General features: G+C 68.4%; 17 protein-coding genes and 7 tRNA genes. 13 read left to right on the top strand and 11 right to left on the bottom strand.

Annotation, left to right across the window (positions count from 1 at the left end):
- Positions 1-6: 6 nt before the first annotated feature.
- Together phoB and WCE37_RS06385 are read right to left on the bottom strand one after the other, a co-directional pair.
- Positions 7-696: a phosphate regulon transcriptional regulator PhoB gene (phoB, locus tag WCE37_RS06390; protein WP_343254924.1), complete on the bottom strand. Its 690-nt coding sequence runs from the start codon at positions 694-696 to the stop codon at positions 7-9.
- 87 nt (positions 697-783) lie between these two features.
- Positions 784-2,358, bottom strand: coding sequence for a M48 family metalloprotease (locus WCE37_RS06385; RefSeq protein ID WP_343254923.1), 1,575 nt, complete (start codon positions 2,356-2,358; stop codon positions 784-786).
- Between the two features lie 189 nt (positions 2,359-2,547).
- Between WCE37_RS06385 and grxC the strand changes: the two genes are divergently transcribed.
- From grxC to WCE37_RS06370, 3 genes are all read left to right on the top strand, one after another.
- Complete coding sequence (grxC, locus tag WCE37_RS06380) at positions 2,548-2,826, top strand: glutaredoxin 3 (protein WP_343254922.1); 279 nt, start codon at positions 2,548-2,550, stop codon at positions 2,824-2,826.
- A 164-nt stretch (positions 2,827-2,990) separates the two neighbouring features.
- Positions 2,991-4,004 (top strand): isocitrate dehydrogenase, encoded by a 1,014-nt coding sequence (locus WCE37_RS06375; protein ID WP_343254921.1) that lies wholly within the window; start codon positions 2,991-2,993, stop codon positions 4,002-4,004.
- Between the two features lie 153 nt (positions 4,005-4,157).
- Positions 4,158-5,492 (top strand): Na+/H+ antiporter NhaC family protein, encoded by a 1,335-nt coding sequence (locus WCE37_RS06370; protein WP_343278607.1) that lies wholly within the window; start codon positions 4,158-4,160, stop codon positions 5,490-5,492.
- Between the two features lie 56 nt (positions 5,493-5,548).
- On the opposite strand, the gene WCE37_RS06365 is transcribed toward WCE37_RS06370, so the two are convergent.
- The 6 genes from WCE37_RS06365 to WCE37_RS06340 form a co-directional block, all read right to left on the bottom strand.
- Positions 5,549-6,313 (bottom strand): Bax inhibitor-1/YccA family protein, encoded by a 765-nt coding sequence (locus WCE37_RS06365; RefSeq protein ID WP_343254919.1) that lies wholly within the window; start codon positions 6,311-6,313, stop codon positions 5,549-5,551.
- A 92-nt stretch (positions 6,314-6,405) separates the two neighbouring features.
- Positions 6,406-6,490 (bottom strand) — tRNA-Leu (locus WCE37_RS06360).
- A 76-nt stretch (positions 6,491-6,566) separates the two neighbouring features.
- A tRNA-Lys gene (locus WCE37_RS06355) sits at positions 6,567-6,642 on the bottom strand.
- 63 nt (positions 6,643-6,705) lie between these two features.
- Positions 6,706-6,782 (bottom strand) — tRNA-His (locus tag WCE37_RS06350).
- Positions 6,783-6,869: 87 nt separating this feature from the next.
- Positions 6,870-6,946: transfer RNA gene (locus WCE37_RS06345), tRNA-Arg, on the bottom strand.
- Between the two features lie 7 nt (positions 6,947-6,953).
- A tRNA-Pro gene (locus WCE37_RS06340) sits at positions 6,954-7,030 on the bottom strand.
- Between the two features lie 201 nt (positions 7,031-7,231).
- Here WCE37_RS06340 and tig point away from each other — a divergent pair.
- The 8 genes from tig to WCE37_RS06300 all read left to right on the top strand — a co-directional run bounded on the left by tig (position 7,232) and on the right by WCE37_RS06300 (position 16,190).
- Positions 7,232-8,533 carry a trigger factor gene (gene tig / locus WCE37_RS06335; protein WP_343278606.1) on the top strand — a complete coding sequence of 434 codons (1,302 nt, stop codon included), beginning with the start codon at positions 7,232-7,234 and terminating at the stop codon, positions 8,531-8,533.
- A 26-nt stretch (positions 8,534-8,559) separates the two neighbouring features.
- Complete coding sequence (clpP, locus tag WCE37_RS06330; RefSeq protein WP_343254917.1) at positions 8,560-9,186, top strand: ATP-dependent Clp endopeptidase proteolytic subunit ClpP; 627 nt, start codon at positions 8,560-8,562, stop codon at positions 9,184-9,186.
- Between the two features lie 128 nt (positions 9,187-9,314).
- Positions 9,315-10,604 carry an ATP-dependent Clp protease ATP-binding subunit ClpX gene (gene clpX / locus WCE37_RS06325; RefSeq protein ID WP_343254916.1) on the top strand — a complete coding sequence of 430 codons (1,290 nt, stop codon included), beginning with the start codon at positions 9,315-9,317 and terminating at the stop codon, positions 10,602-10,604.
- A gap of 392 nt (positions 10,605-10,996) precedes the next feature.
- Complete coding sequence (lon, locus tag WCE37_RS06320; RefSeq protein WP_343278605.1) at positions 10,997-13,420, top strand: endopeptidase La; 2,424 nt, start codon at positions 10,997-10,999, stop codon at positions 13,418-13,420.
- A 161-nt stretch (positions 13,421-13,581) separates the two neighbouring features.
- Positions 13,582-13,854, top strand: a complete 273-nt coding sequence (locus WCE37_RS06315) for an HU family DNA-binding protein (protein ID WP_343255444.1) — start codon at positions 13,582-13,584, stop codon at positions 13,852-13,854.
- Positions 13,855-13,865: 11 nt separating this feature from the next.
- Positions 13,866-13,940: transfer RNA gene (locus WCE37_RS06310), tRNA-Val, on the top strand.
- A gap of 35 nt (positions 13,941-13,975) precedes the next feature.
- Positions 13,976-14,052, top strand: a tRNA-Asp gene (locus WCE37_RS06305).
- A gap of 155 nt (positions 14,053-14,207) precedes the next feature.
- Positions 14,208-16,190 (top strand): SurA N-terminal domain-containing protein, encoded by a 1,983-nt coding sequence (locus tag WCE37_RS06300; protein WP_343278604.1) that lies wholly within the window; start codon positions 14,208-14,210, stop codon positions 16,188-16,190.
- Positions 16,191-16,269: 79 nt separating this feature from the next.
- Here the strand turns inward: WCE37_RS06300 and WCE37_RS06295 are convergent, their stop codons facing one another.
- From WCE37_RS06295 to gloB, 3 genes are read right to left on the bottom strand one after another with little or no spacing between them, the layout of a single operon-like run.
- Complete coding sequence (locus WCE37_RS06295) at positions 16,270-17,079, bottom strand: enoyl-ACP reductase (RefSeq protein ID WP_343278603.1); 810 nt, start codon at positions 17,077-17,079, stop codon at positions 16,270-16,272.
- A 31-nt stretch (positions 17,080-17,110) separates the two neighbouring features.
- On the bottom strand, positions 17,111-18,109 hold the full coding sequence (locus tag WCE37_RS06290) for a lytic transglycosylase domain-containing protein (RefSeq protein WP_343278602.1): 999 nt from the start codon (positions 18,107-18,109) through the stop codon (positions 17,111-17,113).
- Complete coding sequence (gene gloB / locus WCE37_RS06285) at positions 18,106-18,876, bottom strand: hydroxyacylglutathione hydrolase (RefSeq protein ID WP_343278601.1); 771 nt, start codon at positions 18,874-18,876, stop codon at positions 18,106-18,108. The genes WCE37_RS06290 and gloB overlap by 4 nt, the downstream gene beginning before the upstream one ends.
- Positions 18,877-18,917: 41 nt before the next feature.
- Here gloB and WCE37_RS06280 point away from each other — a divergent pair, with 41 nt between their 5' ends.
- Together WCE37_RS06280 and rnhA are read left to right on the top strand one after the other, a co-directional pair.
- On the top strand, positions 18,918-19,577 hold the full coding sequence (locus WCE37_RS06280) for a hypothetical protein (protein WP_343278600.1): 660 nt from the start codon (positions 18,918-18,920) through the stop codon (positions 19,575-19,577).
- Complete coding sequence (gene rnhA, locus WCE37_RS06275; protein ID WP_343278599.1) at positions 19,574-20,020, top strand: ribonuclease HI; 447 nt, start codon at positions 19,574-19,576, stop codon at positions 20,018-20,020. Before WCE37_RS06280 ends, rnhA begins: the two co-directional genes overlap by 4 nt.
- Positions 20,021-20,048 lie beyond the last annotated feature (28 nt).

Below are 20,048 nucleotides of genomic sequence, written 5' to 3'. Positions count from 1 at the left end.
GCCAGTCTAGACCGAGGCGGAGAATCGGTAACCCGCGCCCCGCACCGTCTGCACCATGCCGTCGAGCGCGAAGGGCTCCAGGGTCTTGCGCAGGCGGCGGATATGCACGTCGACCGTGCGTTCCTCGACGTATACGCTGCCGCCCCAGACGTGGTCCAGCAGCTGCGAACGCGAGTACACCCGGTCGGGATGGGTCATGAAGAAATGCAGCAGGCGGTATTCGGTGGGTCCGATCGACACCGGTTCCTCGCCCGCGAACACCCGGTGCGCGGCGCCGTCGATGCGCAGGCCGCCAACGACCACGCTGCCGTCCTCGTCGTCCTCGCGGGAGCGGCGCATGACCGCGCGGATGCGGGCCAGGAGCTCGCGCGACGAGAAGGGCTTGACCACGTAGTCGTCGACTCCGGCCTCGAGGCCGCCGACGCGGTCGTTTTCCTCGCCGCGGGCGGTCAGCATGATGATCGGGATCTCGCGGGTCAGCGCTTCGCGGCGCCAGCGCCGTGCGAGTTCGATGCCGCTGGTGCCGGGCAGCATCCAGTCCAGCAGGATCAGGTCGGGCACGCGGTCGGCGATTGCCTCCTGCGCCTGCTGGGCATCGCCCGCGTGGACCGGCTCGTAGTCGCCCTTGCGCACGGCGAAAGCCACCATGTCGCGGATGGCGGGTTCATCGTCGACGATCAGGATGCGCTTCTGCACGCTGCTACCGCTCGCTTCTGGTCATGACGGCCATTAGACGACGGTTTGGTGACTGTTTGGTGACAGCGCCGCGCGCTGACGCACGTCTCAGCGGCGGTGCAGGTCGGGGTCGCGGATGCCCTGGCGGCGCAGCTCAAGCACGGTCGGCGTGATCGCAGCGATGCGCGCATCGATCCGGGCGCGTGCGTAATAGTCGAGGTCGTCGCGCTTGCGCAGGGTGTTGAGCTGGAGCAGGGCCTGCTCGGCGCGGCCGTTGAGGAAGGCGTGTTCCGCCCAGGCCTCGCCGGCGCGGATCGGGTCGCCGGCGCTGTCGCTGGCACGGGCGAAGATGTGGTGGAAGACGGGATCTTCGCCGGAGGCGGCCATCAGCGGCCGCAGGATGTCCTGGGCACGGCGTCCGGACTCGGCGTTGTTGCGCTCGACCAGGGTCTCGGCATAGCCCAGCACCACCGCGCGGTTGCGCGGCATGCGCCGCACCAGGTCTTCGTAGCGGGCATCGGCGGCGGCGTGCAGGCCCTGGCGGGACTCGGCCCGGGCCAGGCCCAACAGCAGCCAGGTGTCGCCGGGACTCGAGGCCAGCAGCGCTTCGAAGCCGCGTGCGGCTTCGGCCCCTTGGCCCGCCAGCAGCTGCGCCACGGCCAATCCGTAGCGCTGGGGGGCGGTGAGCTCGCCGCTGCGCGAAAGCCGGCCGTACTCGGCGATGGCGCGTGCCGGAGTCTCCGCGCTCAGCGCACGAAGGCGCTCACGGGCCCAGCCGAACTGGTTGCCGCTGGCGGCGCCGGGTGCGCCCGGGCGCAACAGCGGCGGCAGCAGAGGATTGTTGCCGGCGAGGCCGACGGTTGAAAAGTTGCCTCTGTGCTCGTCGGCGTGCTGCTCGGCCAACTGCCGGGCCTCGCTGATCCGGACGGTGGTGACGGGGTGGGTGCGGAGGTAATCCGGCATGCGCTCGCGCTCGCCGCCCTGGTTGGTGCGTGACAGCGCCTGCATGTGTTCGAACATTCTTGCCATTGCAGTGGTGTCGTAGCCGCTGCGGGCAAGCGTGCGCATGCCCACGCGGTCGGCTTCGGACTCGTTGGAGCGGGTGTAGTCGATCCGGCGCTGGAGCATCAGGCCCTGGGCACCGGCAACCGCCGCGACCGCGGCGTTTCCCGCCGAGTCGCTGCTGGTCTGGGACGCCACGGCCATGGCACCCAGCATCGCCAGCAGGATCGGAATGCTGTCGCGCTGGGCGCGCTCGGCGCCGCGCAGGACATGGGCCTGGGTCACGTGCGCGACTTCGTGGGCGAGCACGCCGGCGACCTCGTCCTCGCTGTCGGCGATCAGGACCAGGCCGGCGTTGGTGCCGATGTACCCGCCCAGTGTGGCGAACGCGTTGACCGACCGGTCCTTGATCATGAAGAAAGTGAACGGCTGCCCGGGCTGGTCGCTGGCCTCGGCCAGCCGGTTGCCCATGTGGCGCAGCCACGAATCGATCAAGGGGTCATCGAGGATGTAGTCGTAGTGGCGCAGCTGGGCCAGCAGCATCTGCCCGTACTCGCGCTGCTGTGCGGGCCCGAGCATGGTGTCCGCGGACGAACCGATGTCGGGCAGCCGCTGCTGCGCGGGTGCCGCGGAGACAGCCACTGCGAGGACGAGGGCGATGGTGGCGGGAAGCAGGCGCATGCGGGATCGGATGGGCGGGGACCGGGGCAGGGTGTCTGACAGGATGGGGGCGACGCGGACGGCAGGCGTGAACACCCCGTTAATCCGCGCCGTCGTCGCGGGTCGTTGCGGCGCGTGCACGACGCGCCGTGCAGGATCGGCGAAAATGGCAATCGACCGCTGCGGCGCCACGAGCTTCCGGAGATCATCTTGAACCAAAACGCTTCCACCGAAATCACCCTCTACACCAGCGCGGTGTGCGCCTACTGCGTGGCCGCCAAGAACTTCCTGCGCAGCAAGGGCCTGGAATGGACCGAGGTGCGGATCGACCTCGACCCCGCCGAGCGTGCGCGGATGGTGTCGCGCGCCGGCCGGACATCGGTGCCGCAGATCTTCGTCGGCGACGCCCACGTCGGCGGCTATGACGACATGATGGCGCTGCACCGGTCTGGCGGCTTCGAGCCCCTGGTGACGGGCAAGGGCGCCTAGGGCCCAGGACGGCTGGCCCACGGCAGCCGCCCCGCGGGCATCACTGCGTTCAGCGGCCGCCGCGGGCAGTGTCGGGCGGCTTGCGGCATAATCGGGAACTGCATTTCGCTCCCCCGGACGCCTGCGCACGCGCGCGGCGTCCCCCTGCATGGACCCCCCACACAATGACCCAGACAATCACGGTCATCCGCGGCGATGGCATCGGCCCGGAGATCATGGACGCCACCCTGCACGTGCTCGACGCCATGGGCCTCGACCTTGCGTATGAAGAAGCCGACGCCGGCCTGGTGGCGCTCGAGAAGCATGGCGAGCTGCTTCCCCAGGCCACGCTGGACTCGATCAGCCGCAACAGGGTCGCGCTCAAGAGCCCCCTGACCACGCCGGTCGGCGACGGGTTCTCGTCGATCAACGTCCAGCTGCGCCGCCATTTCGACCTCTACGCGAACGTGCGTCCGGCGACTTCGTTCCCGAACACCCGCTCGCGCTTCAGCGAGGGCGTGGACATCATCACCGTGCGCGAGAACACCGAGGGCGCCTACAGCGCCGAAGGCCAGGAAACCGCGCCCGACGGCAGCTGGGCGGTGTCGGTCACCCGCAACACCCGCAAGGGCTCGGAGCGCATCGTGCGCTATGCCTTCGAGCTTGCGCGGCGCGTCGGCCGCAAGAAGGTCACGGTGGTGCACAAGGCCAACATCCTGAAATCGACCTCGGGCATCTTCCTCAACGCCGCGCGCGACGTGGCCAGGGAGTACCCGGACATCGAGTGCAACGAGATGATCGTCGACAACACCTGCATGCAGCTGGTGATGCGCCCGGAGCAGTTCGACGTCATCGTGACCACCAATCTGTTCGGCGACATCATCTCCGACCTCTGCGCCGGCCTGATCGGTGGCCTGGGCCTGATCCCGGGGGCGAACATCGGCAAGGACGCGGCGATTTTCGAGGCCGTGCACGGCTCCGCACCGGACATTGCCGGCAAGGGCGTCGCCAACCCCTGCGCGCTGCTGCTGGGCGCGGTGCAGATGCTCGAGCACATCGGCATGGTCGAGCAGGCCGGCAGGCTGCGCGCGGCGATCGTGGCCACGCTGGAAGCCAAGGACTCGCTCACCCCCGACCTGGGTGGCACCGGCACCACCATGGGCTTCGCCCGGGCGATCGCCGCTCGCGCCGCGGCCTGAGGCAAGCCCGCTGCCGCGGGGGCGGGACGGATGGCAACGCAGACGGGCGCTTCGGCGCCCGTTTCGTTTCTGGAACACCGTTGTTCCGACGCTTGCCTCGACAGTGCGGGTCGTGCGCCCCACAATCGCAAATCCTTTCATGCGGATAAAGCGATGGATACCCGTCCCAGCGCCCTGGCGCTGACCCCGCTGCTGCTGTTCCTGGCGCTGTTCTTTGGATCCGGGCTTTATTTCACGCTGCAGGGCGAAGCGATGGGCTTCTACCAGCTGCGGGCCCCGGTTGCGATCCTTCCGGCGCTCGCACTGGCCGCCTGGATCGCCCACCGCCGCGGAGTGAAGGCGGGCGAGGTGCTGCTGCGCGGCATGGGCGACCCGAACATCATGACCATGTGCCTGATCTTCCTGCTCGCAGGCGCCTTCGCCTACGTCTCGCAGGCGATCGGGGCGGTCGATGCGGTGGTTGCCCTGGGGGTCGGCGCGGTGCCGTCGGCGCTGCTGCTGCCCGGGCTGTTTGTGGTCGCGGCCCTGATCTCCCTGGCCATCGGCACGTCGATGGGCACGATCGCGGCCGTGGTGCCGATAGCGCTCGGCGTGGCGGACGCGTCGGGCCTGGATCGCGCGCTGGTCGTGGGCGCGGTGATCAGCGGCGCGATGTTCGGCGACAACCTGTCGGTGATCTCGGACACCACCATCGTCGCCACCCGCAGCCAGGGCGCGGAGATGCGCGACAAGTTCCGCGAGAATTTCAGGATCGCGCTGCCGGCGGCACTGGTGACCATGGCGCTGCTCGCCTTCCTCGGCGATCCGGCGCCGGTGACCACCGAACAGCCGGCGTCGGCCTGGCTGGTGCTGCCCTATGTGCTGGTGCTGGCCCTGGCGCTCAGCGGCCTGGACGTGATCCTGGTGCTCGGTATCGGTCTTGCGCTGGCCGGCGCGTTCGGGCTGGCACTGGGCCCGGACTACGACCTGGTGCAGTACGCCGGTGATATCTGGACCGGCTTCGAGGGCATGACGGAGATCCTGCTGCTGTCGCTGCTGATCGGCGGAGTGGGCGCGCTCATGAAGGCCGCCGGCGGCCTGGATTGGCTGGCGCGTGCGATCGCCCGCTTCGCGCGCGGCCACCAGGGGCGGCGCACGGGCGAGTTCAGCATCGCCGCGCTCTCGGCGACGGCTGACGTGTTCACCGCCAACAACACGGTGGCGATCCTCGTCAGCGGTGAGGTCGCGCGCGACATCGCCCGGCGCCACGGCATCAGCGCCCGCCGCGCTGCCAGCCTTCTTGATGTCTTCGCCTGCGTGCCCCAGGGCCTGCTGCCCTATGGCGCCCAGATCCTGCTTGCCGCGGGCCTGGCCTCGGTGTCGCCGCTGTCGCTCGCGGCCAACGTTTTCTACTGCTGGCTCCTGGCCCTGGCGGCGATCGGCTTCATGGCCTGGCCGCGGCGCGAACCCGCGCTTGCGGCGGGTGCGCCGGGGCCAGGTGCTACCTAGCCGGGAAGAGCCAAGGGCTCTTTTGCCACGGAGTTACGCCAACGCGGATGGAACGGTCAGTTGCGCGACTGCAGCTTCGACAGCAGGCGCAGGAACTCGATGTACAGCCACACCAGGGTGACCATCAGGCCGAAGGCGCCGTACCACTCCATATACTTCGGCGCGCCCTGCTCGGCGCCGGTTTCGATGAAGTCGAAGTCCAGCACGAGGTTCAGCGCGGCGATCACGATCACGACCAGGCTGAAGCCGATGCCGACGATGCCGTTGCCGTGGATCATCGGGATGTTCACGCCGAAGAAGCCCAGCACGATCGTTGCCAGGTACACGAGGAAGATGCCGCCGGTGGCCGCGACCACGCCGAGCTTGAAGTTTTCGGTGGCCTTGATGAGGCCGGAGCGGTAGGCGAACAGCAGCGCGAACAGGGTGCCGAAGGTCAGCATCACCGCCTGGATCACGATGCCTTCGTACATGTGGCTGTACAGCGCCGAGATCGCGCCGAGGAAAAAGCCCTCGACCAGCGCATACAGCGGCGCGGTGACCGGTGCCCATGTCTTCTTGAACACAGTGACCATGGCCAGGATGAAGCCGCCGATCAGGCCACCCCACATGTACACGGAGAAGCCCGGTGCGATCTCGCCGCCCGGCGTGAACGCCTGGCTCCACGCGAACGCTGCGGTCAGGACGGTCAGCAACAGCAGGAACGCGGTCTTGTTGACCGTGCCGTTGATGGTCATCGTGCCGGCGCCATCGCGGGTGACGACGGTACCGCTGCCAAGATCGAGGAAGGTGGAGTCGGAAAGGACAGGGTTGCCGCTGCGCATGGATTCCCCCAGGGGTTCAGTGTGCGTTTGCCTGCGCGGAAGGATACACGGGCGGGCCGGGAGGCCGCCCGCGCGCGGCGCGGCCACCGGGGTGGTGCGAAAGGGGGGACTCGAACCCCCACGCCTTGCGGCACTGGTACCTAAAACCAGGGCGTCTACCAATTCCGCCACTTTCGCATCGTGCTGGGCCGGCCACTCCGCCGGAGCGCCCCGCAAACAAAAAACGCCCGGCGGGGCCGGGCGCTTCGGGTCTTGGTGGGCCGTCAAGGATTCGAACCTTGGACCTATTGATTAAGAGTCAACTGCTCTACCAACTGAGCTAACGGCCCCGATCGGGAAATCTTAGCAAAACGATGGCCGGCAGATCAACACTGCAGGCCATCGGCGAAAGCTGGGGTGGAAGACGGGATTTGAACCCGCGACCCCCGGAATCACAATCCGGTGCTCTAACCAACTGAGCTACATCCACCATCGGGCCCCGCGTCGAACCGGCGGGGCCGCGCATTGTAGCGCGGTCGGAACTGAAGTGCGACGGGTCGCAGGCATCGGAAGGATCTGGCGCGCCCGGCAGGACTCGAACCTGCAACCCCCGGCTTAGAAGGCCGGTGCTCTATCCGGTTGAGCTACGGGCGCAGAAGAATGGTCGGGGTAGAGGGATTCGAACCCCCGACATCCTGCTCCCAAAGCAGGCGCGCTACCAGACTGCGCTATACCCCGACGAATACGGACAGCCGGTGCCGCCGCGGCTGGTCCGGGGCATTGTCGGGAGGCCTCCAGGCGGTGTCAACGCGTGGTGCTGGCGGCAGCGCCCGGATTCCGCCAAAATGTTCCGTTCCGTCGCCGGATCCGGGCCAGCCCGCGAATCGGCCAACCAGACTATCAACGCCCGCGGCCCTGGTCGCGGTGGCAGGAGTGGGTATGCAAGTTTCAGTCGAGACCGTCGGCAACCTCGGGCGCAGGATGACCTTCAGCCTGCCGGCCGAGCGCCTGCAGGACCAGGTGGGTGGCCGCCTGCGCGAGATCGCGCGCACGGCGCGCATCAAGGGTTTCCGCCCCGGCAAGGTGCCGGCGAAGGTGATCGAGCAGCGCTTCGGCGCGCAGGTCCGCAGCGAGGTCCTGGACGGCCTGCTGCGCGAGGGTTTCGACAGCGCCGTGCGTGACAACGCGCTGCGCATCGCCGGCCAGCCCAGCATCGAACGCGAAGACGACGCCAACGACCTGTCCTACGTGGCCACCTTCGAAGTAGTGCCGGACTTCGGCGAGATCGACGTCTCCGGCCTGAAGGTCGATCGCGCGGTGGCCGAGGTCACCGAGGAAGACATCGACCGCATGATCGGCAACCTGCGCCAGCAGCGCCGCAGTTGGACCGCCGTGACCCGCCCCGCGAAGCAGGGCGATGCGGTCGACGTGGAGACCTGGTCCGAGGTCGACGGCGAGCGCATGCCCGCCGAAGGCGTCGAGCGCGGCGTGTCGGTGATCGGTTCGGGCGCGATGCTCCCCGAGATCGAAGCGGCGCTGGTGGGCATGTCCACCGGTGACGAGAAGGACATCGAAGTGACCTTCCCCGAGGGCTGGAGGGTGCCGCAGCTGGCTGGCAAGTCCGCCAGCGTCCACCTGCGCGCCGAGCAGGTCTCCGAAGAGGTCCTGCCGGAAGCCGACGCCGCGTTCATCCGCAGCTTCGGCGTCAAGAGTGGCGAGATGGACCAGTTCCGCCTGGACATCCGCACCAATCTCGAGCGCGAGCTCAAGCACGCGCTGATGAACCGCCTGCGCCGCGCCGTCGGTGAACAGCTGGTCGCCGCCTATGCCGACGTCGAGCTGCCGCCGAACCTGATCGAGCGGGAGGCGCGTGCGCTGGTCGCCCAGGTGGCCGATCAGGCCCGCCGCGAGGGCCGTCCCTCCGAGCCGCCGGCCAATGCCCACGAGAACTTCATGGAGCCCGCGCGCAAGCGCGTGCTGGTGGGCCTGCTGGTGGGCGAGGTCGCCCGCAAGCACCAGCTGATCCTGGACCGCAAGCGCCTGGACGAAAGCCTGCGCCTGATCGCCTCGACCTACGAGGAGCCGCAGCAGGTCATTGACTTGTACCGCAACGATCCCCAGCTTATGGGTGGACTGCAGAACCGGGTGATGGAGGAGCAGGTGATCGACTGGATCGCCGAGCGCGCCGAGCACACCGACACGCAGCTGACCTTCCAGGAAGCGATCGCGCCGCAGGCGTGAGCGCCTCCGCCTGACACGGGAATTTCATGAGCATCCAGACCAAGGCACTCAACCTCGTACCGATGGTGGTCGAACAGACCAGCCGCGGCGAGCGCGCGTACGACATCTATTCGCGCCTGCTGAAGGAGCGGGTGATCTTCCTGGTCGGCGGCATCGACGACCACGTCGCCAACGTGATCGTGGCGCAGATGCTGTTCCTCGAGGCCGAGAACCCCGAGAAGGACATCAACCTGTACATCAACTCGCCCGGCGGCATCGTCACCGCCGGCATGGCGATCTACGACACCATGCAGTTCATCAAGCCCGACGTCAGCACGATCTGCGTCGGCCAGGCGGCCAGCATGGGCGCGCTGCTGCTGGCGTCCGGCGCGGCGGGCAAGCGCTATGCGCTGCCGAACTCGCGGGTGATGATCCACCAGCCCCTGGGCGGCTTCCAGGGCCAGGCGACCGACATCGAGATCCATGCGCGCGAAATCCTCTCGATGAAGCAGAACCTGAACGCCATCCTGGCGCGCCACACCGGACAGTCGATCGAGACCGTCGCCCACGACACCGAGCGCGACAACTTCAAGAGTGCCGAAGCCGCGCGCGAGTACGGCCTTGTGGACGAAGTGCTCGAGCGGCGTCCCGAAGAGTCCATCCAGCCCGCCTGAACAGGCAGGCCAGCCACTGACCCACGCGATGGCCCCGGCCATTGCAGCCCGGGCCCCGCCGCGCTTGCGGCCCGGGGCCCGGGTGCTATTCTCGACCCCGACCCCCCGAAACACCGATTGGCGAACGCATGACCGAAGATAGACAAGGCCGTTCCGGCGACAGCAGCAAGATCCTCTACTGCTCGTTCTGCGGGAAGAGCCAGCATGAGGTCCGCAAGCTGATCGCGGGCCCGAGCGTGTTCATCTGCGATGAATGCGTCGAGCTGTGCAACGACATCATCCGCGAAGAACTCGAGGAGAAGGCCCAGAGCGCGCGCAGTTCGCTGCCCAAGCCGAAGGAGATCCTCGAGGTTCTCGACCAGTATGTGATCGGCCAGCAGAGGGCGAAGAAGACGCTCGCGGTGGCGGTCTACAACCATTACAAGCGCATCGAGAGCCGGCAGAAAAACGACGAGGTCGAGCTGGCCAAGTCGAACATCCTGCTCGTGGGTCCGACAGGCTCCGGCAAGACCCTGCTGGCCGAGACCCTTGCGCGCATGTTGAACGTGCCGTTCACCATGGCCGATGCCACGACGCTGACCGAGGCCGGCTATGTCGGCGAGGACGTCGAGAACATCATCCAGAAGCTGCTGCAGAAGTGCGACTACGACGTCGAGAAGGCGCAGCAGGGCATCGTCTACATCGACGAGATCGACAAGATCTCGCGCAAGAGCGAGAACCCGTCGATCACCCGCGACGTGTCCGGCGAGGGCGTGCAGCAGGCGCTGCTGAAGCTGATCGAAGGCACGGTCGCCAGCGTGCCGCCGCAGGGCGGGCGCAAGCATCCGCAGCAGGAATTCCTCCAGGTCGATACCCGCAACATCCTGTTCATCGTCGGCGGCGCGTTTGCGGGGCTGGACAAGGTCATCCAGCAGCGCAGCACCGATGCCAGCGGCATCGGCTTCGGCGCCAAGCTCAAGAGCTCCGAGCGCAAGGCCGAAGTCGGCAAAGTGCTGGCCGCGGTCGAGCCCGAGGACCTGATCAAGTTCGGCCTGATCCCCGAGTTCGTTGGCCGCCTGCCGGTGGTCGCGACGCTCGAGGAGCTGGACGAGGCCGCCCTGGTCAGGATCCTGTCGGAGCCGAAGAACGCCATCACCAAGCAGTTCAGGAAACTGTTCGAGATGGAGGGCGTCGAACTGGAGTTCCGTCCCGATGCGCTGGCGGCCATCGCCCGCAAGGCGCTCAAGCGCAAGACCGGTGCCCGCGGCCTGCGGACCATCGTCGAATCGGTGCTTCTGGACACGATGTACGACCTGCCCTCGCAGGAAAACGTGAGCAAGGTCGTGGTGGACGAATCGGTGATCGAACACAAGTCCGAGCCCTACCTGATTTACGAAACCCCCGCCGCGCCGCCGGCGAAGGCCGCCTCGGGCGACTGAACGCGGCCTCCGGGTGGGGCCGCCCCGTGGCGGCAGCCGGGACTGGCGTCCGCCTTTGTCGAGTCCAGCTCTTTGCGGGAGCGGCCATGGCCGCGATATCGCCCGCGCCCGCATCGCGGCCATGGTCGCTCACACGCCCGCACGACCGCCCGTCTTGCGGCCGTGGTCGTTTCCACACAGCCGGGGATCGCGTCACGGCCGCTCCCGGAAGCGTCGCTTCGTCGCCCCGCCTGCGGCTCCCTGTCCGCCGCTGCCTGCTGGTCCAAGAGCGGGTTCCGCGCCGTGCGCCAGGGCGTTCAGCGCGGACCGGCTCGCAGCGCTTGCATCCACTTCCGCCGGGCCCCATAACCAGAACCATGCGGCAGCCGGCCGCCCGTATTCCAGGAGTCCAGATGAGCACCCAGGCCACCACTTTTGACCTGCCGGTCCTGCCGCTGCGCGACGTGGTGGTGTTCCCGCACATGGTCATCCCGCTGTTCGTCGGCCGCGACAAGTCCATTCGCGCGCTTGACGTGGCAATGGAGGGCGACAAGCAGGTATTGCTGGTCGCGCAGAAGTCCGCCGAGACCGACGATCCGGGCGCCGACGACCTGCACCCGGTCGGTACGCTGGCGCAGGTGCTGCAGCTGTTGAAGCTTCCTGATGGCACGATCAAGGTGCTTGTCGAGGGTGTCCAGCGCGTTTCGGTCGCCGCAGTGCGCGAGGTCGACGGCGCGCTGGTCGGCACCGGCACCGCGATGGATCCGGTCGAGGACCGCGAACCGCGCGAGATCGAAGCCATCGCACGCTCGCTGATGGGACTGTTCGAGCAATACGTCAAGACCAACCGCAAGCTGCCGCCGGAGCTGCTGCAGACCCTGGCCGGCATCGACGAGCCTTCGCGCCTGGCCGACACGGTCGCGGCACACCTGGGCGTGCGCCTGGGCGAGAAGCAGCGCCTGCTTGAAACCTTCGGCACCGCCGAGAGGCTCGAAATGCTGGTCGGCCTGGTCGACGGTGAAATCGACGTCCAGCAGATGGAGAAGCGCATCCGCGGCCGGGTGAAGGGCCAGATGGAGAAGTCGCAGCGCGAGTACTACCTCAACGAGCAGATGAAGGCGATCCAGAAAGAGCTGGGCGACATGGACGACGCGCCCAACGACCTGGAGGAGCTGGCGCGCAAGATCGCCGCCGCCGGCATGCCCAAGCCCGTGGAAACCAAGGCGAAGTCCGAGCTCAACAAGCTCAAGCAGATGTCGCCTATGGCGGCGGAAGCCGCGGTGGTGCGCAACTACCTGGAGTGGCTGCTCGGGGTGCCTTGGAAGAAGCGCAGCAAGGTGCGCAAGGACCTCAACGCGGCGCAGGAAGTGCTTGACGCGGACCATTACGGACTGGAGAAGGTCAAGGAACGCATCCTCGAGTACCTCGCGGTGCAGACCCGCGTGAAGCAGATGAAGGGCGCGATCCTGTGCCTGGTCGGCCCGCCCGGCGTGGGCAAGACCTCGCTTGGACAGTCGATCGCGAAGGCCACCAACCGCAAGTTCGTGCGCATGTCGCTGGGCGGCGTGCGCGACGAGGCCGAGATCCGCGGCCATCGCCGCACCTACGTCGGCTCGATGCCGGGACGCATCGTCCAGAACCTCAACAAGGCCGGCGTCAAGAACCCGCTCTTCATGCTCGACGAAATCGACAAGATGTCGATGGACTTCCGTGGCGATCCGTCCTCGGCGCTGCTGGAAGTGCTGGATCCCGAGCAGAACAATGCATTCAACGACCACTATCTCGAAGTCGACCTCGACCTGTCGGAAGTGATGTTCGTCGCGACCTCGAACTCGCTCAACATCCCCGGCCCGCTGCTGGACCGCATGGAGGTGATCCGCCTTCCCGGCTACACCGAGGAGGAGAAGATCCACATCGCCATGCGCTACCTGCTGCCCAAGCAGATCAAGGCCAACGGCCTGCGCGATGACGAGATCAGGATCGCAGAGGGCGCGGTGCAGGACATCGTGCGCTACTACACGCGCGAGTCCGGCGTGCGCAACCTGGAGCGCGAGATCGCCAAGATCTGCCGGAAGGTGGTGAAGGAGATCGCGCTTGCCGGGCCGCAGAAGAAGAAGCCGCGCGCGCTGAGCATCACTCCGAAGAACCTCGACAAGTACCTGGGCGTGCGCCGGCATGATTTCGGCCGCGCCGAGCAGGACAACGAAATCGGCCTGGTCACCGGCCTCGCCTGGACCGAGGTCGGCGGCGACCTGCTGCAGATCGAGTCCACCCTGGTCCCGGGCAAGGGTGGCCAGCTCACGCTGACCGGCCAGCTGGGCGACGTGATGAAGGAGTCGGCTTCGGCGGCGCTGTCGGTGGTGCGCGCGCGCGCCGAACGATTCGGCCTCGAGCCCGACTTCCTGCAAAAGCGTGACATCCACGTGCACGTGCCCGATGGCGCCACGCCCAAGGACGGCCCGAGCGCGGGCATCGCGATGGCGACCTCGCTGGTGTCGACGCTGACCCGGATCCCGGTGCGCGCCGACGTGGCGATGACCGGCGAGATCACGCTGCGCGGCAAGGTCACCGCCATCGGCGGACTGAAGGAGAAGCTGCTGGCGGCGCTGCGCGGCGGCATCACCACGGTGATCATCCCGGAAGAGAACCGCAAGGATCTCGCCGACATCCCGAAGAACGTCACCCAGGGCATGAAGATCGTGCCGGTGAAGTGGATCGACGAGGTGCTCGACCTTGCGCTGGAACGGCCGCTGCCCGCGTTGCCGTCCCCCGCGCCGGTCGGACCGGTGGCGCGCGCGCCGCGCAAAACGTCGCCCAGGGCTGATGTCAAGCATTGAGCAGGCCGTCTTTTTGTTGCGCGGCACAAGGCGCACTGGTATAAATTCCCGCTCGCTGCGCGACTTGTAGCCGCCAGCGATTCCGGAGCCGCGGCGGCCAGGCCGCCCGCAGGCCCGTCACCAATTCGAGCGACCCTTGGTCGCGCAGGAGCACCGAATACATGAACAAGAACGATCTGGTCCAGGCCGTTGCCGACGAGGCCAACCTGTCCAAGGCCGATGCCGCGCGTGCTGTCGACGCCGTGCTGTCCTCGGTGGGCGAGGCCCTGAAGCAGGGTGACACCGTTGCCCTGATCGGCTTTGGCACCTTCCAGGTCAAGGATCGCGCTGCCCGCACCGGCCGCAATCCGCGCACCGGCGAAGAGATCGCGATCGCTGCGTCGAAAAATCCGGTCTTCAAGGCTGGCAAGGCGCTGAAGGATGCTGTAAACTAAGCGGCCCGCTTGGGTGCTTAGCTCAGCGGTAGAGCGTCTCCTTTACACGGAGAGGGTCGGGGGTTCGATCCCCTCAGCACCCACCAGTCAGGGCTGACGTTCGCAAGAGGTTCGACAACGCGGAGTGGTAGTTCAGTTGGTTAGAATGCTGGCCTGTCACGCCGGAGGTCGCGGGTTCGAGTCCCGTCCACTCCGCCAGTCACACCAGGAAGGCGCCCGCAAGGGCGCCTTTCTTTTTTCTTGCAACGCCGGACCTGGCGTTGCCCGCGTTTCAAGGTCGCCCGGCCGGGCGGAGCCGCTGCGGCAAGCCATGCGCTAAACTGCGCGGCTACGTCCAACGCGCGACCCCCGACATGCTGCAAGCACTTCGAGAAAAAACCTCCGGCTGGATCGCCCTCGTGATCGTGATGCTGCTGGCAATCCCGTTCGCGTTCTTCGGCATGGAGCAGTACCTGTTCCAGAACTCCGCGAACTACGCGGCGAAGGTCGAGGCGCCGCCGTCCTGGTGGCGTTCGGCGCCGGATATCTGGCCCGTGCGCAAGGCGTTCTGGGTGTCGCGCGAGGTGTCCCCGGACGAGTTCCGCAACGAATTCGAGGCTGCCCGCCAGCAGGCGCGCGCCACCGAGGGCGAAGCCTACGATGCGCGCGCGTTCGAGCAGATGGACAACAAGCTGCGCGTGCTCGACCAGCTGGTCGACCGCGCCGTGCTGGCGCTGACGGCGCAGAAGGCAGGGGTCGCGGTCGGCAACGCCCGCGTCGCCGAAGTCGTGTCGACGATGCCCGAGTTCCAGGTGGAAGGCCGCTTCGATCCACAGCGCTACCAGATGCTGCTGCAGTCGCGCGTCCCCGCGCAGACGCCGCGCCAGCACCAGGAAGAGATCCGGGAGCGCCTGCAGATGGTGCTGCTGCCTGCTGGAGTTGCCAGCACGGCCTTCGTGAGCCCGGGGCAGGTCGACCGTACGATGCAGCTGCTCGGCCAGCAGCGCGATGTCGCCATGGCGGTGATTCCCGCGCCTGCGCCGGACACCGGTGCGATTGCCGCCACCGACATCCAGGCCTGGTATGACGGCCACCGCGGCGACTACCGTGCGCCGGAACAGGTGTCGATCGAATACGTCGAGATCACCGCCGACACCGTGCCGGAACCCGAGCCGGCCGACGAGGCCACGCTGCGCTCGCGCTACGAACTTGAAAAGAGCCGCTTCGTCGAGCCCGAACAGCGCCTTGTATCGCACATCCTGGTGCGCGTGCCCGAGGGCGCCGACGCTGCGGCGCGCGAAGCCGCTCGGGCGGAGGCGAACGAGCTCGCTGCCAAGGCACGGGCGGAAGGCGCCGACTTCGCCGCCATTGCGCGCGCGGAATCCGATGACGAAGGCTCGAAGGGCGCAGGCGGCGACCTCGGCTGGCTCGAGCGCGGTATCATGGGCGAGAGTTTCGACAATGCCGTGCATGCGGCCGCGCCCGGCGTCGCCACCGAGCCGGTGCTGACCGACTTCGGCTGGCACGTGCTGCTGGTGCGCGAGGTGCGTGAAGGCAAGGAAGTCCCCTTCGAGGTCGCGCGTGTCGAACTCGCCGCGGCGCAGGCCATCTCCGACCGGGAGCGTGCGTTCAACGACCTGATCGGCCGCCTGGTGGACCAGATCTATCGCAACCCGAGCTCGCTGGCCCCCGCCGCGCGCGAGGCCGGCCTGCCGGTGCTGAAGACCGGGCCGTTCGTCCGCGGTGGCGGCGAAGGCATCGCCGCCAACCCGGCCGTGCAGCGCGCCGCGTTTTCCGATGCCCTGGTCCAGGATGGCACCGTCAGTGATCCGATCGAACTCGGCAGCAACCACAGCGTGCTGATCCGTGTGACCGGGCACGAGCCCGAGCGCGAGCGTGCGCTGGCCGAGGTGCGGGACCAGGTGGTGACGGCCATCCGCGCCGATCGCGCGCGCCTGGCCGTGCTCGCCGAGGCGGATGCCGCAGTGGCCGAGGTGACGGCAGGCAAGGCGCTGGCCGACGTCGCCGACGCCAAGGGCTGGCAGCATCTTGCGCTGCCGGACATGCGTCGCGGCATGCCGATGCCATCGGCCGAGGCCAACAAGGCCATCTTTGCCGCTCCGCAGCCGGTCGAAGGCGGCGTGTCCGCCGGGCGCGTGCTGCAGGACGACGGCAGCATCGTGGTGTATGCGGTCAACAAGGTCGTGCCCGGCGATACCGCGGCAGCCGCCAATGCAGAAGAGCGCGGGATGATCGTGAGCCAGCTCACGCGCATGGCGGGCGATGAAGACGCCATGTCGCTGCTGCGAGCCCTGCGCGAAGGGGTGCGGGTGACCACGGTCGAGGCGCGCCTCTAGGTCCACGAAAAAGCCCGGCATTGCCGGGCTTTTTCCATTGCGCGCTGCTCGCGGCCTTGCCGCCGCGCCGGCGGATCGCTCAGTCAGCGTCGGCCGCGGGCTCTTCCAGGCCGGTCATGCTGACGATGTTGTAGCCGGCGTCGACATAGGTCACTTCGCCGGTGATGCCCGCGGCCAGGTCCGAACACAGGAACGCCGCCACGTTGCCGACATCGTCGATGCTCACCGTGCGCCGCAGCGGCGCATGTGTCTCGACGTGGCCGAGGATCTTGCGGAAGCCGCCGATGCCCGCTGCCGCCAGGGTCTTGATGGGGCCGGCCGAAATCGCATTGACGCGCGTGCCTTCGGGCCCGAGGTTGTAGGCCAGGTAGCGCATCGTGGCTTCAAGGCTGGCCTTGGCCACGCCCATCACGTTGTAGCTGGGCAGGGTGCGCACGGCGCCGAGGTAGCTCAGCGTCAGCACCGCGCCGTTGCGCCCCTTCATCAGCGGGCGCGCGCCCTTGGCCAGCGCCGCCAGCGAATAGGCCGAGATGTCCTGCGCGACCGAGAATGCGTCGCGGGTCAGGCCATCCAGGAACTGGCCGGCGATCGCTTCGCGCGGGGCAAAGGCGATTGCGTGGATGAGGATGTCGAAACCATCGTCCCAGTGCTTGCCAAGGTCGGCGAACAGGGCTTCGATCTGCGCGTCGTCGCTGACGTCGAGGGGGAACACCGGCCCGCCGCCCAGGCGCGAGGCAACGTCCTCGACCCGCGACTTGAGCTTTTCGTTCTGATAGGTGAAGGCCAGTTCTGCGCCTTCGCGGTGCATCGCCTCGGCGATGCCGTTGGCGATGGAGCGCTGGCTGGCGATGCCGGTGATCAACGCGCGCTTGCCCTGCAGGAATCCCATGGTGGTGTTCGACTCGATGGACGGGAGCTGGCTAGTTTGCCATGGGCGCCGCCGGTGGGGTCGACCCGGCAGCGGCCACCGGCACGAGAATCTGGCGGCCGGCGGGCCGTGCACCGGCCTGCGCGGGGTTGAGGCGGCGCAGGCGGGCGGCATCCAGGCCGTTGCGCCGGGCGTAGCCGTCCAACCCCCCGGGCTCGCCGGCCAGGTCGATCGCGACCAGCCGTGGCACCGGCCGCTCCAGCGATGTGCGCCACGCCTGGTCGGCGCCCGCTTCGACCATCAGGCATGACAGCGCGTGCAGCTTGCGCACATAGGCGCGGGTGATCCCAGAGAGACTGTCCAGGGACTGCGGGTCGGCGGTGGCGGCGCGCTGGTCGTGGCGCCGCAGCGCGCCAAGCACGCGGTATTCGCCGGCGTTGAAGGCCATCACCGCCAGCCGCCAGTCGCCGGCGAACATGCCGTGCAGGGTCTTGAGGTAGCGGACCGCCGCGCGGGTGGCGTCGACCGGAGAGAGGCGGCCGTCATAACCGCCGCGGATCGGGATGTCGTGGTTGCGCGCGGTGACCGCGACGAATTGCCACAGGCCGGCCGGGCCGCTGCTGCTGCGCGCACCGGGGCGGTAGCCGCTTTCGACGAACGGGATCAGCGCGTATTCGGTGGGGAGGTGGGCGTTGCGCAATGCTTCGACCACATAGCCGAACAGCGGCAGGAGCTCGCCTTCTGCAGATGCCAGTTGCCCCGGCACGTGCGCGTAGTGCGCGCGCCAGCGCGGGCTGGCGTCGTCGCAGCCGGGCTGCGCCAGGCCATCGACGAAGCGCTGGTAGATGCCTGCGCCATTTGCCATCCGATCCTGCCCGGCGGGGGCGAGCACCGGCGACGCGGGCTCGGCGGCGGGCGCGTCCGCGGCGGCTGGCGCCACCTCGTTGCCCGCGTTTTCGGCGCCGGTTGGCGCGGCGCCGACAGCGGCATGCGCCGGCCCGGCGGCGAATGCCAGCAGCAGCGCCAGCGTCGCACCCGCGCCAACCGTCATGCGCGAAACCCGTCCTTCCAGCGCCGCATGGCGGCGAACGTGTCGACGCGCGACAGGCCGTCGGTGCCGGACCATGCAGCTACCGACGCCCGCACGCCGGGCGTGTCCACGCGCAGGAACGGATTGCAGGCGAGCTCATCGGCCAGCGTGGATGGAAGCGTGGGCAGGGAGTTCTCGCGCATGGTGGTCACCTCTTCGCTGCGGCGGGCAAGCGCCGGATTGTCCGGGTCGACCGCCCGTGCAAAGGCGGCATTCGACTGCGTGTATTCGTGCCCGCAGCACACCAGGGTGTCGCCAGGCAGGGCCGCCAGCCGGTCCAGGGAGCCCAGCATCCGCGCCGGCGTATCTTCGAACATGCGACCGCAGCCGAGACTGAACAGGGTATCGCCGCAAAACAAGAGGCCGTGGCCGTGGAATGCGATGTGGCTCACGGTATGGCCGGGTACGGCGATGACCTCGAAGGCGTAGCCGGCGGCTTCGATCCGGGCACCGTCGCCGACCCGGCGGGTGGCGAACGGGATCCGGCGGTCGTCTGGTGCGAACACCTCGAGGTCCGGCCAGTGCGCGAGAAGCGCGCCGACGCCGCCGATATGGTCGTCGTGGTGGTGGGTGAGCAACACCGCGTCGGGGCGCCGGCCACCGACAGCGGCGGCGGCCAGCACCGGTGCGGCGTCGCCCGGATCGACCAGCAGCGTGCCGCGGCCGTCGCCGGCCGGCAGCATCCAGATGTAGTTGTCGGCGAAGGCCGGGAGCGCAACAGCGTGCATGGGCAGGGACGTAGCGGGGCGGGCCGTCTAGAATGGCGACCATGCCCCTCCGTTCCCGCCCCGGTCAACCCGACGCAGTCCAGGCCTGGTTCGCGTCCAGCGAGGGCGCGGCGCTGCTGGCCAGCGAACACGATGTGATCGAAGACGCCCTTGCCGAGCGACCGGCGCAGCCCTGGCTGTGGCTGGCGCCTTTGCCGCAACCGCGCCGCCCCGCCGATGGCCGCGGGCTGGCCCTGTACCAGCGCGGCAGCCGGTTCGCCGGCGACGTGGCCTGCGGGCTGCCGCTGCCGCTGCCCAGCGAGGCCTTCGGCACCGTGGTGCTGCAGCACGCGGTGGTGTCGGATTCGCGCGGCGTCGCGCTGCTGGATGAAGTCGTGCGCCTGCTGGTCCCAGGCGGGCGGGTGCTGCTGTTCGGGCTCAATCCGCTGTCTCCATATCGCTGGCGCTGGCGCGGGCAGGGGCTGCGCGCGGTCGAGCCGCTGTCCTGCCGCCGGATGCTGCGCAGGGCGGGTCTCGAGCCCGATGTGGTCTCTGAAGGACTGGGCCCGCGCTGGGAGCCGGAGGTCGATGCCCGCCGCCAGCGTGGCGTGGGCCTGCGCGCCGCCTACCTGGTGCGTGCGGACCGGCGCAGCCTGCCGATGACGCCGATGCCGATGCGCCCGCGCCGCCTGCTGGTGCCGCAAGGGGCCGCCACGGCATGAAGGCGATCGAAGTGCACACCGACGGGGCCTGTCTCGGCAACCCCGGCCCCGGCGGCTGGGCGGCACTGCTGCGCTACGGCGCGCAGGAACGCGAACTGGTCGGCGGCGAGCTGCTCTCGACCAACAACCGCATGGAGCTGATGGCGGCCATCGTCGCCCTGGAAACGCTGACCGAGGCCTGCGAGGTCACCCTGCACACCGACTCGCAGTACGTCCGCCAGGGCATCACCCTGTGGATGCCCAACTGGGTCCGGCGCGGCTGGAAAACCTCCGGCGGCGATGCCGTCAAGAACCGCGACCTCTGGGAGCGCCTGCACGCCGCGGCCGGCCGCCACGTGATCGACTGGCGCTGGGTGAAGGGGCACTCGGGCGATCCCGACAACGAGCGCGTCGATGACCTTGCGCGCAACGAGGCCATGCGGTTCAAAGCCGCCGCGCGCTGAGCGCAGCGTCCGCTCCATCCTTCCATAC

This window comes from Luteimonas sp. MJ250 (assembly GCF_039548455.1).
GTDB lineage: Bacteria > Pseudomonadota > Gammaproteobacteria > Xanthomonadales > Xanthomonadaceae > Luteimonas.
This window is presented reverse-complemented; position numbering and strand designations above follow the sequence as displayed.

Excerpts from the sequence above, each read along its gene's own strand:
- WCE37_RS06385 (WP_343254923.1), bottom strand. The coding sequence starts at position 2,358 with ATGCGCCTGCTTCCCGCCACCATCGCCCTCGTCCTCGCAGTGGCTGTC.
- WCE37_RS06375 (WP_343254921.1), top strand. The coding sequence starts at position 2,991 with ATGACCCAGACAATCACGGTCATCCGCGGCGATGGCATCGGCCCGGAG.
- WCE37_RS06370 (WP_343278607.1), top strand. The coding sequence starts at position 4,158 with ATGGATACCCGTCCCAGCGCCCTGGCGCTGACCCCGCTGCTGCTGTTC.
- WCE37_RS06365 (WP_343254919.1), bottom strand. The coding sequence starts at position 6,313 with ATGCGCAGCGGCAACCCTGTCCTTTCCGACTCCACCTTCCTCGATCTT.
- tig (WP_343278606.1), top strand. The coding sequence starts at position 7,232 with ATGCAAGTTTCAGTCGAGACCGTCGGCAACCTCGGGCGCAGGATGACC.
- clpP (WP_343254917.1), top strand. The coding sequence starts at position 8,560 with ATGAGCATCCAGACCAAGGCACTCAACCTCGTACCGATGGTGGTCGAA.
- clpX (WP_343254916.1), top strand. The coding sequence starts at position 9,315 with ATGACCGAAGATAGACAAGGCCGTTCCGGCGACAGCAGCAAGATCCTC.
- lon (WP_343278605.1), top strand. The coding sequence starts at position 10,997 with ATGAGCACCCAGGCCACCACTTTTGACCTGCCGGTCCTGCCGCTGCGC.
- WCE37_RS06315 (WP_343255444.1), top strand. The coding sequence starts at position 13,582 with ATGAACAAGAACGATCTGGTCCAGGCCGTTGCCGACGAGGCCAACCTG.
- WCE37_RS06300 (WP_343278604.1), top strand. The coding sequence starts at position 14,208 with ATGCTGCAAGCACTTCGAGAAAAAACCTCCGGCTGGATCGCCCTCGTG.
- WCE37_RS06295 (WP_343278603.1), bottom strand. The coding sequence starts at position 17,079 with ATGGGATTCCTGCAGGGCAAGCGCGCGTTGATCACCGGCATCGCCAGC.
- WCE37_RS06290 (WP_343278602.1), bottom strand. The coding sequence starts at position 18,109 with ATGACGGTTGGCGCGGGTGCGACGCTGGCGCTGCTGCTGGCATTCGCC.
- gloB (WP_343278601.1), bottom strand. The coding sequence starts at position 18,876 with ATGCACGCTGTTGCGCTCCCGGCCTTCGCCGACAACTACATCTGGATG.
- WCE37_RS06280 (WP_343278600.1), top strand. The coding sequence starts at position 18,918 with ATGCCCCTCCGTTCCCGCCCCGGTCAACCCGACGCAGTCCAGGCCTGG.
- rnhA (WP_343278599.1), top strand. The coding sequence starts at position 19,574 with ATGAAGGCGATCGAAGTGCACACCGACGGGGCCTGTCTCGGCAACCCC.